Source organism: Mesobacillus persicus (assembly GCF_900109925.1).
GTDB classification, from domain to species: domain Bacteria; phylum Bacillota; class Bacilli; order Bacillales; family Cytobacillaceae; genus Mesobacillus_B; species Mesobacillus_B persicus.
This window is the reverse complement of record NZ_FOBW01000008.1, coordinates 39,866-54,767: the sequence shown is the minus strand read 5'-3', so window position 1 is coordinate 54,767 and position 14,902 is coordinate 39,866. Positions and strand designations below refer to the sequence as shown.

Sequence of the window (14,902 nt, the reverse complement as noted above, 5' to 3'; positions counted from 1 at the left end):
TGCTGAATGACAGTTTTTGAATCACTAATGATGGCGATTGCTTTTGGAAGTTTAATCGTAACCATTCTGTCATTTAACCATATAGAAGACTTCCATCAGTGGGGGCCTTATCCCCACTGATGGTTAGTCGCACTTATCACGCAGAGCCTGACTGACTTTTCTAAGAGCTGAAGCTCTAAGAAAAGATCTTGTCGGACCTTTACAGGCAGTTGATCCCTATATTTTCTTTGGTTACTCAGAATTTTTTAGGTTGGGGATCTTACTGCCTGTTAAGGTGGGGAAAAAAATAATCCACCCTTGAGTTAGCGGCTCAGGTGGATTATCCCTGTAAGAAGCCGGTCCCCCTTAAAGGGAGCCGTCTATTGCTGGACTGAACATGTTCCCGCATGTTCGGTCCTTTTTATTTTATGTTGTTAATAAAATAATTATAACGGATGATTAAGTAAAGGACAACTGTGTCGATGGGGCGGCAACAGGATTGATCTCTCATCCTAATTGGAGTTATATGGTAGGACAAGGTGCTGTCCCTCCATTTTTATGGAAGAAGGGTTTTCTGCAGTTTCTTTATAAGTGGACTTTTATATACAAATGCTGATAAATAAATCTATAATAGAAATATGGAATAACTTTATCGAATGAATGAAGCTGCGGAACTACTAGGAGTAAGTATAAAAACACTTCAGAGATGGGATCAAACTGGAAAAATTGGCTTAGTACGTACTCCAAATGGACGAAGAAGATTACCAGAAAGAGAATTAAGGAAAATAGTAGGACAGAGGGCAATACAAGGAACCCCAAGAGTATTGGCTATTTATGGCCGTGTTTCCTCGCATGACCAAAAAAAGAAAGGAGATTTGAAAAGACAAATTGACATAATCAAAGAAAAGATGGACCTAACAAGGTTTGATGACACCATAGTGATTGAAGATGTTGGCTCGGGATTAAATGACAGGCGAAAGGGTTTATAAAATTAATGACCTTGGCTGAAGATTCTAAAATTTCGGACCGCCATTCGATATCGGGATCGACTAACTAGGTTTGGCTATGAATATTTACACCGATATTTTGAGAGTCACCATGTGACCATCCACGTTTTAGACGAACAATCAGATGAAAAGTCCGTTCAAGAAGAATTGGTTGATGACTTAATGGCTATTATCGCTAGTTTTTCCGGGAGGTTATATGGTATTCGAAGTCATAAAAATGAACTGCTCCAAACAAAGGTAAAAGGAGTAATCGCCGATGTTACAAACCTACCAAACAAAACTAAGGAACGTTGAATTAAGTAACTGCCTAACTTCAGACAGATATCTTCAAGAATATAGTAAGTTTTTCGGCATGGTAGAGAGGAAATTATTTGTTCAAAGCCATATTCATGGACAATCGTCTGCTTCATTGAAAAAAGCATTCTCAAAAAATTATGGATTGACCGCCCGTCAGTTTAACTCCCTACGAATACAGCTGGACGGGAAGGTATCTTCTTTTATAGAAAAAAGGCAGGTAGAGCTCGAAGAGGTAGAAAGAAAGATCCAGTATTTACGGAAATTCATCGATAAAAAAACAAAACAGAAAGAAAAGCTTCATGAAAAGATCCTCAAAATGAAACAGACACATCCCCGGTTTCTTAAGCAACTCAAAAAATATCGATACTTAAAGTTTGTTCTTCATCAAAAGAAAAGACGATTACGCACCATGGAACAACGATTCACTCAATTAAATCAAGATCGAGAACACAACAAAATCCGTATTTGTTTCGGTTCAAAAAGGCTTTTTCATAAACAATTTTATCTCGATGCGAATGGTTACGCAACTTTTCAAGACTGGAAAAAGGACTGGCAGGATGCACGAAGCTATCAGTTTATGGTAGTCGGTTCCAAGGATGAATCCTTTGGCAATCAGAGTGCGACGTACGATTTGGAAAACAATTTAAGATTACGTGTGGCGGATCAGTTTGTTGAAAAGTATGGAAAATATATCACCCTTCCAAACGTATTGTTTTCATATGGCCAGGACCAACTCGACCAAGCAAAAATTTCTTATCAGGGGATAACTAAAGGTGGGAAGCCGCAAAGATATTTTAAAGCGATTAGTTATCGATTTATAAAGAAAGAAAAAGGATGGTATGTGAATGCCACGGTCGATATTGAAAACCCCAGAGTAGGGACATCTAACCAAAATGGACTAATTGGGGTTGATTTGAATGCTGGATTTCTCTCTATTTGTGAAATTGACCGGTTTGGGAACCCGATAAATGAGTGGAAAATCAGCGTTCCAATGTATGCAAGAAATAAGAATCAGATCAAAGCATCATTAAGTAATGCTGTTCAAGAAATCGTCCATTATGCCATTCTTGTTCAAAAAAATATCGTCATCGAAAGCCTGAATTTCGCAAAAAAGAAAACCAGCCTAAGGGAAATGGGAGCCAAATATGCCCGGATGTTGTCAGGATTTGCGTATGCTTCGTTTAAAAGTATAGTAGAATCAAAAGCGAAAAAGTCGGGTGTTTACGTTCAATCCGTCTATCCAGCTTACACGAGCCAAATTGGCCACATGAAGTTTATGGCCCGATATGGTCTAAGCCCCCATGGGGCAGCTGCTTGTATGATTGCCCGACGTGGGTATCGGTTTAAGGTAGAACAACCCAAATACGACTCAATTCTTTCCTTTCCCAAGAATTTTAACAAAGAAAAATCAAATTTTAGCAATTGGAAATCTATTACAACTCATCTGAAAAAGAACTACTCCTTTCATGACAAAATTGAGTTGTTAAAAGCTGATCATTAAATCCTACTCTGAACTGCTTGGAGCAACGCTTCTCTGAACCTGTAAGGAGGAAAGAGACCACGTACTTCAAGCGCTACCTTATATTTGTATTAAATCCAACGAGGCTAACAGTCTTTCTAGAGTACTGAGCTGTTCAGTATCCTTTGCCGTATGCTCATTTAAAAAATGAATGGGTGTACGGGAATGTGACGGAAACGTTAAAGTCTTGAACGGTCAGGAGACTGTTCTTGAACGGATGTTTTTATTCTAGAATCAGGGCGAGATTCCCTGACGTGATTCGCAAAAAACACTGTTCGTTTTGCGTGCTAGTTCCAAAAAGAACTAGATCACATAGACTTTTAGGGTTGTCTATATTTGTCTATGTTTTTAGGAACGGTGTATGCACGGATGTTATTTGGAGAGGGTTGGCCGGAGCGGGGATCAATTTGAAAGATTTGATGGATCTGGATATTAAAGAGCATACATCTTTATATCCACGGGTAGCGGGAAAACCTGATCCTCATATTGATTTCAGACGGGTTCCCAATCAGTATGTTTTTTTTCAACGTTTCACTGAATCACTGACAACCGAATTAATTCCGAATGATCCAAAGAATTTAGCCGAGTGGCAGCCGGGAGATATTGTTATTTATTTAGAGGGTACTGACCACGCAGGCATCATTTCTGATAGACGGACAAAAGATGGCATCCCTTATTTAATCCACAACACCCCTCCCTTTGCATCCGAAATTAAACTAACTTCCTATAAACAACCTATTGCGGGTCATTATAGATGGAAATACTGATTTTCTTTAAAACTAACTTTTAATACTAAAAGAGAAAAAAACGTCAATCAAAAAAAGATTGATGTATAAGATAATATTGCTTATTTCATTAACTAGTGCTTATCACAAGAGGATAAATTTTTTTGAAGATACTCTTAAGCTGACGAAGCGAGTTAATAGAACAAAGAGATTGTCACCGTAGCATCATGATTATCAGGAGTTGATATTAGATTGACTAAATTATATTTTGTTAGGCATGCACACTCTACATATACACCAGATGAATTAAATAGACCATTATCGGAAAGAGGTTTTTCCGATGCCACAAAGGTAACGAATCTATTAAAACCAGAGGGAATTGATCTCGTTGTTTCGAGTCCTTATAAAAGAGCATTTCAGACTGTCGAAGGCATCGCTGAATACATACATAGAAAAGTAGAAATTATTGATGATTTCAAAGAACGTACGTTGACCACAGTCCCAGCCGAAGATTTTACTCTCGCGATAACAAAAGTATGGGAAGACTACCATTTTTCATGGGAAGGTGGAGAGTCTAACATTGTCGCACAAAAAAGAGGTGTAGATGCTACTTTTGATGTATTAGAGAGGTTCAAAGATAAAAATGTCGTGATCGGAACACATGGAAATATAATGGTTCTAATTATGAATTTCTTTAATAAACAATATGATTTTACTTTTTGGCAAAATCTTGATATGCCAGATATATATAAATTAACCTTTGAGGGCAAAGTGCTAAGAAACGTAGAAAGATTATGGGAGAGGCTTTAATATTATCTGACAGAAAAAAGTTTAAAGGGAGAACATGACGTGTATAAAATATTTCTGATAGAGGATGATCCACATCTTTGTGAATTGATGAAGGAAAATCTGGAACGGTACGGGTATGAGGTGCATCTTCCAGATCATTTTTCAAAAATTGAAGAGACATTTGCGCAGATAAATCCTGACCTTGTCCTTCTGGATATTAACTTGCCTTATTATGATGGGTATTATTTGTGCAGGAGTTTTCGAAAGCAATCGAATGTTCCGATCTTAATGGTGTCGGCAAAAAGCAATGAAATGGATCAAATTATGGCGCTTGAACTGGGGGCAGATGATTATATTACGAAACCGTTTACTTTTGAGATGCTGCAGTCTAAAGTGAAGGCCACTCTCAGAAGAGTTTACGGTGAGTTCGCTGCGAAGGAGACGAATCCCTTTTGTGTAGCTTCACTTTGTATAGACGCCAAGGCTCATACCCTAACCTATTGCGGGAATCAGGTTGAACTTTCGAAAAACGAATATAAATTGATGAAGAAATTAATGGATCATCATGGTGAGTTTGTATCAAGAGAAGAGCTTATTGAAGAAGTATGGGATTCAGTCACATTTGTTGATGATAATACACTCACAGTTAATATGACTAGAATCAGGCATTTGTTGTCGGAACTGGGGACCAATCATATGGTGAAGAGTAAAAGAGGAGTAGGGTACAGGCTGTACAATCCTGTTTCCACGAGGGATTGATGATGCAAAAAGAACTCTTTACGAGATTTATAAAAGATAGATTTCATATCATCTTTCTGTATCTAGCCAGCATAAGCAGCATCGTAACCTTTTTCCATCTCAGTGAACCAGTGAATACAGAGGTTTTTTATCCTATGTCGATTGGCGTTTTTCTATTAGTCGTATGCCTCACGATTGACTGGCTTCGTTATTACCCTACCAATCGGGCAATTGCTGCTAAGTTAATGAATCAGGATGCAGAGTTGCAGCCGCATACTGAAGAACAGAAAGTTTTTCAACAATTGGTAAATAAAATGACAAGTGAATATACCCGCAAAAACAATGAGTTAAAGGAACAGAATAAAGAGAGACTCTATTTTCTCTCCCATTGGATGCACCACTTAAAAACACCTGTCTCCGTCATGGAGCTCATTATAACGAAAGAAGAAAAATCAAACGAATCTGCTGATAGCTTCGAAAAAATAAAGAATGAAAATAATCGGCTACATACATTCATCCAACAAGGGCTTACGATGTTGAGAATGGAGAGTTTTGAAAATGACCTTGAGATTAGGTCAGTCGACTTACTCCCCTCATTACGAAAGCTGATCAACGATAGAAAAAAAGAATGCATCTATCAGTCAATCTATCCTTCGATCGTAATGGATGGCGAGAATGCCTTCATTGTCACTGATCCAAAGTGGAACGAGATTTTATTAGAACAGATTATCTCGAATGCGATTAAATATTCGGGCCCGCTAGACGGGAGCAAAAAGCTTATCTTTACAATCGAACGAAATGGCCAACATATCAGCTTAACAATCAAGGATGAAGGGGTGGGCATCCCAGCCTATGATCTTGAACGAGTATTTCAACCCTTTTTTACGGGAGAAAACGGAAGGAAGTTCTCGAACTCTACAGGAATCGGGCTATACCTAAGCAAAAAGATTGCCGATAAACTCGGAGCGACCATCCATATCCAGTCCGAGCCTGCAAAAGGTACTGTTGTCACCATCCAGTGGTTGGCCGGAACCGATATAACAGGATTTTAGTCCGTTTTAAAATGTTGTGATACCTTACAAAACTGTAAGGTATTTTTTAGCTAGACCAATGGTTTCAAAGCATTACGTTCATTAAAATGATGGTAATGAGAAACGGGGAGGCAAATGAATGACTATTTTAGATGTGAAAAATATCGTAAAAATTTACGGAGGGTCAAGTGAAGAAGGTTCGACAACTGCATTAGGCGGGGTAAGCCTTTCAGTTAATGAAGGAGAGTTTATTGCGGTCATGGGTCCTTCTGGAAGCGGTAAAACCACACTTCTTAATGTATTGAGTGGGATTGATACGCCAACATCAGGGGAAGTCCTCATCGCAGGCCAGGAACTATCCGAGATGAAAGGAGATGATCTCGCCCTTTTTCGTCGGAAAAAGCTGGGGTTCGTGTTTCAGGATTTCAATCTTTTAGATAGCTTAACTGTTAAAGAAAATATCCTGCTTCCCATGGTTCTCGAAAGGAAAACGACAACCGAGATGGAAGCCAAACTGGATGACCTGGCGAGTATTTTTGAGATTAAATCGATCCTACCTAAATATCCATATACTATTTCTGGCGGCCAACAGCAGCGAACCGCGGTCAGCAGGGCACTTGTGAATGAACCTGCGATTCTTTTTGCCGATGAGCCAACTGGGAATCTGGATTCTAAATCATCGGCAGTGATCATGGAATGTTTCGAAAAAATTGTTAACGAGCTTTCGACTACTGTTCTTCTTGTTACCCACGATGTCTTTGCCGCTAGCTACTGTCAGAAGGTTGTTTTTATCAAAGACGGACTCATTCACTCTTATATTGTGAAGAAGGGGAGCAGGAAGGAGTTCCTGAATCAAATCATGGATAACCTAGCTGTCTTAGGGGGAAAGTCCTATGACATTTAATCAAGTGATTTGGAAGATGGCCAAGGTCCAATATAAGAAATACATCTTTTATTATTTGTGCAACAGTTTTGCTGTCATGTTTTTCTTTATGTTCTCAACCGTATACTTCAACAAACAGGTTGAGGAGGCAAAGAGGCTCGACGGGATTCAGGATGCCTTATCCATTCCAGGAGTTGCCCTGATTGTTTTTACGATTTTCTTCATTAGTTATGCTCATAATGTTTTTATGAAAAGAAGAAGAAGCGAGTTTGGGCTGTTCATGACATTGGGCATGTCCCAGCGCGATATTACGAGACTGCTGGTTTTAGAGAATGGGGTTATTGCCGTAGCTTCCATCGGATCTGGTTTTCTCGCTGGAGCCGTTTTTTCAAGACTGTTTTTTATGCTGTTAATGAGCCGTGTCGGGCTTCAGGAGGTTATGTTCCATTTAAGCGGAAAAATGTTTATGTATTCGCTGGGTGCCTTTTTAGTTGTTTTTTTACTATCGGTGGGGAAATCGCTAGTTCTGACGCTTAGAAGCAGCGTAATTCTGAGCATGAAGAGTAACAGGGTTGCCGAAACGATAAAGATGAGAAGTCCAATCATTGGTTTTTTAGGTTTTTTTATAATGGTCGGGTCCTTGTTAACCCTGTATGTTACTTATAAGGATTCAGCCGGATCGTACTTGCCGCTATGGACGATTGGCGTGTTGTTAGGCTTGTACATTTCATTGAGCCAGTTTACTAGTTTCGTGATTGAAGGCGCAAAAAAATTCCCGGGATTTTATTTTCGTAGGATGTTATTTTTATCTAGCCTCGATTACAAGTTTAAACAGCTGACGTCGATTATGATGCTCGTTTCTGTTATGACGATGGTTACGATTTTTTACAGTACTCTATTGCTCACGTTCTATAAGTCTTCCGAAAAGGATGCCATCGGCAATAACCCTTATGATGTAGCCTTTTATCAGACTGAAACAAAAAATAACCTACCTGAAGAAGAACTTGATGCTGTACTTCATCAACCGGAACATACGATTGAAGAGCATCTTGTCTTACCGATTATTACGCACTATGAAAAGCTTCCGTATGTTGAGGGAGTTCAACCCTATTATTTCATGTCACTGGATGATTTCAACCAATTAACTTCCAATACGCTCACACTCGAAGATAAGGAATATCTATACTATATAAACACTGAACCTGAATATGGAAATGTGGACGTGAACCAATCGTTCGAACTTACAATTGAAAACGAGAAGACAAGCTATGTACTTAAGGAGAAAATGGTACAAAAAAACATTAACCTACTGCCAGAGACGCATGAATTCGTCATTGTAAACCAAAAGGAATTTGACCATCTGAAAACGGCCTTGAATGCATATGAATCCAAGCTTCATTTAATCAATGTCTCCGACTGGAGGCAACAGCCGGTGCTGTCGGGAAGTTAAAGGAACGGTTCATGGATTATAATCAGAGTACAGCCCCATTTAATGACCGACCAATGGAGAATTATTCTGAGGAAGAGCGATTCCGCGTAGCTTCTAAGATTGACGATTACCACAACAATAGGAACTCTAGTGGCATGATGTTTTTCGTGACAACATTTCTAAGCATCATGTTTTTCTTTGGTACTTTTGTTCTCCTTTACTTAAATCTTTTCTCAGAGATTGAGGAGGAGAAAGCCAAATACAATAAACTATATAAAATTGGGATGACGTCAAAAGAGGTGAAAGGGAATATCTCAAGGGAAATAAGAACGATACTCTCAATACCAACTATATTGGGTACAGTATTGGCCGCCCTTTACGTGGTTATCTTATCAACGGATGTTGGTGGGATTATGAATAATCTTGATATGCTGTTTCATTTCTTTCTCATTACGGGTATTTACCTAAGCATCCAAATCATTTATTACTTTTATTTAAGAAATAAAACATTGAAACACATCATTCGGTGAGTATATATAGCAAGATTTTTAGAATTAGATAAGCGCGGATATGTTTGGAACCAAGATGGAGGGGAAAGGACCAAAGTAGGACAAAATTTGCTCAGACAACCTAAAGTAATTAGAATAATTGGTACATGGAATAAGAGGGGAGAATTGGAAATTGGGTAAAAGTGATAGCGGAAAAAATCATGTCTTAAAGCAAATAAACCAATTAAAAGAATATATGAATGAATCAACCTACACGGTCGTTTTCACTGGTGCGGGTATGTCAACGGAAGCGGGACTTCCAGATTTTCGTTCGGCCTCAACCGGGCTATGGAATGGCATCAATCCGTTAGAGCTTGCCAGCACTCATGCTTTAGAAAAGAATCGTCAGGCATTTATTGATTTCTACCGCTACCGGGTGGAAAGTCTTCGATCATGCAAGCCTCATAGTGGCCACTATACTCTTTCAGAATTGGAAGCAAAAGGGTTGATTCATGCAATCATTACACAAAATGTCGATGGATTTCACCATACCGCAGGCAATAAAAAAGTTGAGGAACTTCACGGGACACTGAGAACCTCCCATTGCAACAGCTGTGGGAAGCGTTATCCCATTGACAGATTTATGAGTGACGACCTGGTCTGTACCTGTGGAGGTTTTATTCGGCCATCCGTCGTGTTATTTGGAGAATCACTGCCACCTGAAGCACTGGACCAAGCAGAAGTAGAAGCACAAAACGCAGACTTGTTTATAGTCATGGGTTCTTCGTTAACTGTATCACCGGCTAATCTCTTTCCAATGATCGCCAAAAGGCACGGAGCTCGCTTAGTCATCATGAATATGGATGAAACAGATCTAGACGATCAAGCAGATTTGGTGATTAATGGAGAGAAAATTGGTTGGGTGTTGGAGGAATTAGAGAGGTAAATAGAATTTCTGGTCAGATGGAAGTTACCATTCGTTAACCAAAATTAAGCTCCATACCAAAGAAAATCTTTGCTTGGAGCTTTTTTGTTTCTAGGGATCAATGAGATCAATTCGGTTTTTTGGATAATACTAATGCTTCCTCTAAAAATTGAGCTTCACTTAGTTCACCGATTAAACGCCTTCTTACCAACTCTTCCATGTCCTTTGTAACTAGAGCTCCCTCGAACTCGACACTAGCCTTAGCGTTTGCTAGGGCCCTTGATATCTTATCCATTTTGTCATTTGCTAGAGGGCGACGGTTATCTTCACTATTCGAACTCATACATATGTAGCAACCTTTCTAGAGAAGTTCTATTGTGCTTACGTGCTTAGTATGTAAACGGAGGGGAACAAGGTTCCTAGGTGATAAAAACGTCTTTTCTACAATATTTTGATTGAGGAAAAGACGTTTTTGGTTAGTGAGTTAAATGCTTGTACCACAACGAAATAAAGCATAAACGCTATAGAAAAGCTGGGACTGACAACAATGCCCGAAATTTAAATTCTAACAGTTTCATTGTGGGCTGGGAGAATAGACCTTATTAATCACCATTGGGTTCATCTAAAGAATTCTAAGATCCGGCCTATTAGGGCTATGCATTTCTATCGTTCCAATTCCAGGGGTAAGACGATTGAAAGAATATAAAGAGGCGTGCTAAATAGAGAAGAATGTGATCATTGTGGGGAACATTCATTAACTTTTGTTTAGTCTTTTGAAGTACATTTCATGTCTGCCAACTTGTTCCGCAAGAAAATCAATATCTTCTCTTGTGCTGTTGGTGATAGAATCAATACGATTTAAGATGGTAACCGTGTCTTCCTGAGCATTTTGAGCGATGGTATTTAACGTGGATTCCATTCTATTGAACCGAAAATTTATTGATCCAATCTGTTCATCTAGGTGCTTCAGCTTACTGTCGATTTTTTGATGGCGATTTTCTGACTTCTCCTGCCTACGGTCCGTGGTTTGAAAGCGTTCGTCTAATTTTTCAAATCGTTGATCCATGCCTTGAAAGCGTTCATCCATCTTGTCAAATCTTTCATCGATTTTTTCAAATCTTTCATCCATCTTTTCGAATCTCTCATCGATTTTTTCGAATTTTGCATGCACTCTTTCTTCCATTTCACGAAGCGCTATAAGTATTTGTTCCAAAGTCATTTCCTCCTTTCAGCTACTTTTTATTATACACCTTTCAAAGCATTTAAAAATCACAAATTTTCTCCGATTTGTTGGTTCTGCAAATCACCTATATAGGGACAAAGTGTCTGTCCCTGTGTCCCTCTTGAGAATTAGGGGACATTCAATGGGACAAGCCGCAGTGACTTGTCACATGAAAAGACGGAACAAAAATGGCGAACAGTGACTGGGACTGTTCGCCATGAAGGCTGAGGCATTTGGGGTCTGTCCTCCGGTGGAGCAAAGCGAAGATCCGATTTTTCTGAAAGCCCACAAACGTACGTTCTAATTTGTGTAAAAATATGTTAAACTAAAGAAGCAATAGAATAGGTTTTCTCAAGGGTGGTCGGCACATCCCCAAGCAGAAAGGGGGTGGTGCTGAATGACAGTTTTTGAATCACTAATGATGGCAATCGCTTTTGCAAGTCTGGTTGTAGCCATCCTGTCATTTAACCATAAAGGACTTCCATCAGTGGGATGCCTTATCCCCACTGATGGTTAGTCGCACTTATCGGACCTTTACAGGCAGTTGATCCCCTGTATGTACTTTGTTTACTCAAAATTTTAGGTTGGGGGTCTTACTGCCTGTTAAGGTGGGGAAAAAAATAATCCACCCTTGAGTTGACGCCAACGGGTGGATTATCTCTACTCAAATAGCCGACCCTTTTGTGGGAACCGTCTATTGCTGGACTGGACATGTTCACCCATGTTCAGTCCTTTTTTAATTTATGTTATTAATAATATTATTATAACGGATGATGAGGAAAAGAACAACTGAATTGGTGCTGAACGGACTTTAAAAAGAATGGAGGAATTATGCTTGCTTCAAGTACCCCTGAAAAGTTTAAAATAGAGTATGGAATGTTGGGCAAGGTGGGGGCAGTCCCAATGTCATCAACCTGAGATTCCAAAAAATGTAATGTCTCATTAAGTGTCATGAAATCGTATGAAATTAACACAAAAACCCTTGACTTCTCAAAATCACCACTCACTGTTTGATATCCCTTTTATTGGTATATCAAACAGTGAGTGGTGATTTTTTATGGGAAAAAGTAGGTTTTTAGAAGCTGTTGAGGTAACCCGAAATGTGTTGCATAATTTTATCTTTATGTGTGAATCGCGCTCCAAACCAACGTATTTCACTAGAGAATTTTATTAGCACAATCCTTTTTATGCTGAATTTAGTTAAGAAGAGTTTCCAGATTGAACTAAATGACTTCTTTAAGCTTGTGGGGAGTAAGGGAGAAAGCATTGGTAAACAAGGATTTTCAGAGGCTAGAAAGAAAGCCCAAACCATTAGGCAGGAAGCAGCGCATAGTAATATTGGAAAGAAATAAGGTTGAACTAATCGTTAACATGTGGAGAGCGTTCTTAGAGCGCACTTTTGTAAAAAAAATTAACCATTAATTATCAAAAAGCGAACAGTGCCAAGCACTGTTCGTTATGTGTATGAAGGACAGTGTGGAACACTCCAAGGTTGGTACCATGGAAAATATACCCTTTCCTCCTATTCGATCTCAGCCCCCAGTGTGGGAACCGGCATGTCCTTGGTCTTCTTGTTCGCCTTCTTCCATTTCTTCCAGCGCATCTGGGTAGATGACCTCGTTAATTGTTTCTTTCGTAGCAGCATCTTCTACTCGGATTTTAACTTGATAGTCGTCCGGATCAACTCCACTGAATAACTGGTAGTACATACCTGATAAACCAAGGCCGAAGGTGGCGAATGCATCGAAGCTATTTTCATAAGCTTCTCGATCGACAATCATGGTAAATTCTGAAAACGAATCGTTATAGGTTATATCCTGAATAGATGGATAGTCTTTTCCGTTTCTCATCTCATCAATCGTAGCAACCAACTCAGTCTCCATTTCCTGTAGCATTTCCCTATGCTTCTTTTTCGACATATTGTAGGTCAATGAACCATCATCGTTCTTTGTGATGTCAATGCCTTCTTTTTCTGCATCAGCAATTGTGCTGTTTCGATCTTCCTCGTCTTCAAAGAATGTAGCTGGTAATGTAATTTCTACATTTAATAGGCCTTTATCAACTTCAATTTTTTCACTGTTTTCATCTCCATTTTCCGTCCCCGTAGCATCTTGATTAGCGTTTTCTTCAGATCCTGAACAAGCCGACAGCAATGCGATGATGCATAATAAAGAAAACAGATATTTTTTCACCATAAAATCTCTCCTAACATGATTTTTCCATGTTTACCAAGTCCAACCATATGCCTTAACCTCGACCGTTTTCACTTGGCCCGCAACCTCTCTTGGAATCTCTGGATAGCTTAAATCGAATCCTGCTTCACTACCAGAATTCACTCCTACATCTACTCCGCCATTTAGAATTCCTAATAAAGTTCCATCCTCAGCCAGCAACGCTGCAGAAATTCGAATATCATCTTGTAATGAATCGGTAGTATTTTTTACAATGCCGGTAACTCGATATGGAGATGACATTTCATTTGTGGCTGGAATACCTTTTACATTAGAAATCTCAAGCAATTTCGCATTTTTATCAGTGGAATCAAATGAAAAATTATAAGTGGTCTCCGCATATTCTTCAGGGTCTGCAACACCTTCAAGCATGGTGGTTTCAGAGATATAAGCCTGTTCACCTGGAGCGACAATATCTGGGACCGAATAAATCATTGAAGCAGTACCTAAAATACTTCCGTCTTTGCCTTTAAAGTTCATCTGGGTTTCTCCAATTTCTACAGGAACATCACCGGTATTTTCAAATATAGCTGCAGAATGAATCCAAACTGTATCAATAGAGTCTATCCAAGCCCCGCCAGTGGATTTTATAACCTCAAGCTTTGGCTCGGATTGTTCTTCCTCTGGTGTCGATTCACTTTCCGTTGGGGCTTCTTCCTGGGAAGTTTCATCAGGAGCATTTGTATCTCCAGCGTGATTCCCCCCGCCACAAGCAGTCAAAGAAAAACTAAGGCCCAATGCCAATAGGATCAAATAAAAATTGTTCACTTAACCCAACTCACTCCTTTCTTTAGATCAGAGATTCACTTATAACATAAACAACTATGAACAATTCATTCATTAGGTGACATGTTTAACTTGGAGCATTTTATCTATGCGGGGACACTGATAAAGTCCGCTTACTAGAAAGGTGAGTAAAGAAGGAAGTGAACCTTATCATTATAATAGTTACCATAATAAATGTTGATTTGAAATAAGTCGGGTTGATAGGTCCAGGATTTGAATTTTTATATGGTTCCCATGAGCATGAGCCATTTAATTCTGCTACGCTAATGAAATTGTACCGCAAGAAGGTTGCGTATGTGTCCCAAATGAACCGGGCAACGAACGCGATTCTAAAGCAAGGCTTCATTTTAAAAGAAGATGCACAAACCATCAGACAGGAAGCAGCGCATAGTAATATTGGAAAGAAATAAAGTAAAACGATAATCGTTAACCATATTTAAGAGCGTTCTAATTAGAGCGCTCTTTTCTGATGAACATTATTTAATTTCCAAAAAAATACAAATGATAGCAAAATCAATGGATTTTCCATTGTCGATTTTCAACAGTTGAATTTCTACTGTTGATTTTCTACAGTTGAAAATCGACAGCTATTAAATAAAGAGAAACAAAGAAATAATAATTAAATAAATATTAAACAAACATTGTTAATTCACAAGGAATGATAACCCATCTTATTTATGAGTATTTAAAACTGCTAATAGCAAGAACGTACCCTTTTCCTTTTTTCACAGTTTATTAAACGGAAAATCAACAGCATAATCTATAGTTCAGCTCAAGGTTGTTATTATCGCCAATTTACCCTTTCTTTCTCCGTTCCAAAATGCGAAAATAATGGCATAAACCCAAATTATGG

The 14,902-nt window shown here is 38.9% G+C and carries 18 protein-coding genes; 14 read left to right on the top strand and 4 right to left on the bottom strand.

The features are described from left to right. The first annotated feature begins 6 nt into the window (after nt 1-6). The 12 genes from BMX30_RS23940 to BMX30_RS12190 all read left to right on the top strand — a co-directional run bounded on the left by BMX30_RS23940 (nt 7) and on the right by BMX30_RS12190 (nt 9,831). Nucleotides 7-120 carry a putative holin-like toxin gene (locus BMX30_RS23940; protein WP_244532588.1) on the top strand — a complete coding sequence of 38 codons (114 nt, stop codon included), beginning with the start codon at nt 7-9 and terminating at the stop codon, nt 118-120. 515 nt (nt 121-635) lie between these two features. Then, nucleotides 636-968 (top strand): MerR family DNA-binding transcriptional regulator, encoded by a 333-nt coding sequence (locus BMX30_RS23800; protein ID WP_211482069.1) that lies wholly within the window; start codon nt 636-638, stop codon nt 966-968. A 111-nt stretch (nt 969-1,079) separates the two neighbouring features. Then, the gene (locus tag BMX30_RS23795) at nt 1,080-1,280 is read left to right on the top strand and encodes a hypothetical protein (RefSeq protein ID WP_211482068.1); all 201 of its coding nucleotides are present in this window, start codon (nt 1,080-1,082) and stop codon (nt 1,278-1,280) included. Continuing rightward, entirely contained in the window at nt 1,243-2,784 is a 1,542-nt protein-coding gene (locus BMX30_RS12230) for an IS200/IS605 family accessory protein TnpB-related protein (protein WP_090745788.1), read from the top strand. The genes BMX30_RS23795 and BMX30_RS12230 overlap by 38 nt, the downstream gene beginning before the upstream one ends. Nucleotides 2,785-3,056: 272 nt before the next feature. Beyond that, on the top strand, nt 3,057-3,569 hold the full coding sequence (locus BMX30_RS12225; protein ID WP_342028073.1) for a DUF1287 domain-containing protein: 513 nt from the start codon (nt 3,057-3,059) through the stop codon (nt 3,567-3,569). A 210-nt stretch (nt 3,570-3,779) separates the two neighbouring features. Further along, nucleotides 3,780-4,337 carry a histidine phosphatase family protein gene (locus BMX30_RS12220; RefSeq protein ID WP_090745785.1) on the top strand — a complete coding sequence of 186 codons (558 nt, stop codon included), beginning with the start codon at nt 3,780-3,782 and terminating at the stop codon, nt 4,335-4,337. A 39-nt stretch (nt 4,338-4,376) separates the two neighbouring features. Next, nucleotides 4,377-5,075, top strand: coding sequence for a response regulator transcription factor (locus BMX30_RS12215; RefSeq protein ID WP_090745782.1), 699 nt, complete (start codon nt 4,377-4,379; stop codon nt 5,073-5,075). Further along, nucleotides 5,075-6,106, top strand: a complete 1,032-nt coding sequence (locus tag BMX30_RS12210; protein ID WP_090745779.1) for a sensor histidine kinase — start codon at nt 5,075-5,077, stop codon at nt 6,104-6,106. Before BMX30_RS12215 ends, BMX30_RS12210 begins: the two co-directional genes overlap by 1 nt. 118 nt (nt 6,107-6,224) lie before the next feature. Further along, complete coding sequence (locus BMX30_RS12205) at nt 6,225-6,989, top strand: ABC transporter ATP-binding protein (protein ID WP_090745776.1); 765 nt, start codon at nt 6,225-6,227, stop codon at nt 6,987-6,989. After that, nucleotides 6,979-8,418 carry an FtsX-like permease family protein gene (locus BMX30_RS12200; RefSeq protein WP_090745774.1) on the top strand — a complete coding sequence of 480 codons (1,440 nt, stop codon included), beginning with the start codon at nt 6,979-6,981 and terminating at the stop codon, nt 8,416-8,418. Before BMX30_RS12205 ends, BMX30_RS12200 begins: the two co-directional genes overlap by 11 nt. Before the next feature lie 11 nt (nt 8,419-8,429). After that, entirely contained in the window at nt 8,430-8,927 is a 498-nt protein-coding gene (locus BMX30_RS12195; protein ID WP_090745771.1) for an FtsX-like permease family protein, read from the top strand. Nucleotides 8,928-9,078: 151 nt separating this feature from the next. Beyond that, nucleotides 9,079-9,831 carry an NAD-dependent deacylase gene (locus tag BMX30_RS12190; protein WP_280139964.1) on the top strand — a complete coding sequence of 251 codons (753 nt, stop codon included), beginning with the start codon at nt 9,079-9,081 and terminating at the stop codon, nt 9,829-9,831. Between the two features lie 106 nt (nt 9,832-9,937). On the opposite strand, the gene BMX30_RS12185 is transcribed toward BMX30_RS12190, so the two are convergent. Together BMX30_RS12185 and BMX30_RS12180 are read right to left on the bottom strand one after the other, a co-directional pair. Next, nucleotides 9,938-10,153 (bottom strand): antitoxin VbhA family protein, encoded by a 216-nt coding sequence (locus BMX30_RS12185; protein ID WP_090745770.1) that lies wholly within the window; start codon nt 10,151-10,153, stop codon nt 9,938-9,940. 411 nt (nt 10,154-10,564) lie between these two features. Then, a complete protein-coding gene (locus tag BMX30_RS12180; protein WP_090745767.1) occupies nt 10,565-11,023 on the bottom strand; it encodes a hypothetical protein in 459 nt (152 codons plus the stop codon). Nucleotides 11,024-11,429: 406 nt separating this feature from the next. On the opposite strand from BMX30_RS12180, the gene BMX30_RS24260 reads away from it, so the two are divergent. Further along, on the top strand, nt 11,430-11,549 hold the full coding sequence (locus BMX30_RS24260; protein WP_425283761.1) for a putative holin-like toxin: 120 nt from the start codon (nt 11,430-11,432) through the stop codon (nt 11,547-11,549). Nucleotides 11,550-12,564: 1,015 nt separating this feature from the next. Here BMX30_RS24260 and BMX30_RS12170 read toward each other — a convergent pair. Both BMX30_RS12170 and BMX30_RS12165 read right to left on the bottom strand, forming a co-directional pair. Further along, a complete protein-coding gene (locus BMX30_RS12170) occupies nt 12,565-13,227 on the bottom strand; it encodes a hypothetical protein (RefSeq protein WP_090745764.1) in 663 nt (220 codons plus the stop codon). 30 nt (nt 13,228-13,257) lie between these two features. Beyond that, nucleotides 13,258-14,031 carry a hypothetical protein gene (locus BMX30_RS12165; protein ID WP_090745761.1) on the bottom strand — a complete coding sequence of 258 codons (774 nt, stop codon included), beginning with the start codon at nt 14,029-14,031 and terminating at the stop codon, nt 13,258-13,260. A 215-nt stretch (nt 14,032-14,246) separates the two neighbouring features. On the opposite strand from BMX30_RS12165, the gene BMX30_RS23935 reads away from it, so the two are divergent. Continuing rightward, nucleotides 14,247-14,459, top strand: coding sequence for an alpha/beta hydrolase domain-containing protein (locus BMX30_RS23935; protein WP_280139963.1), 213 nt, complete (start codon nt 14,247-14,249; stop codon nt 14,457-14,459). Nucleotides 14,460-14,902 lie beyond the last annotated feature (443 nt).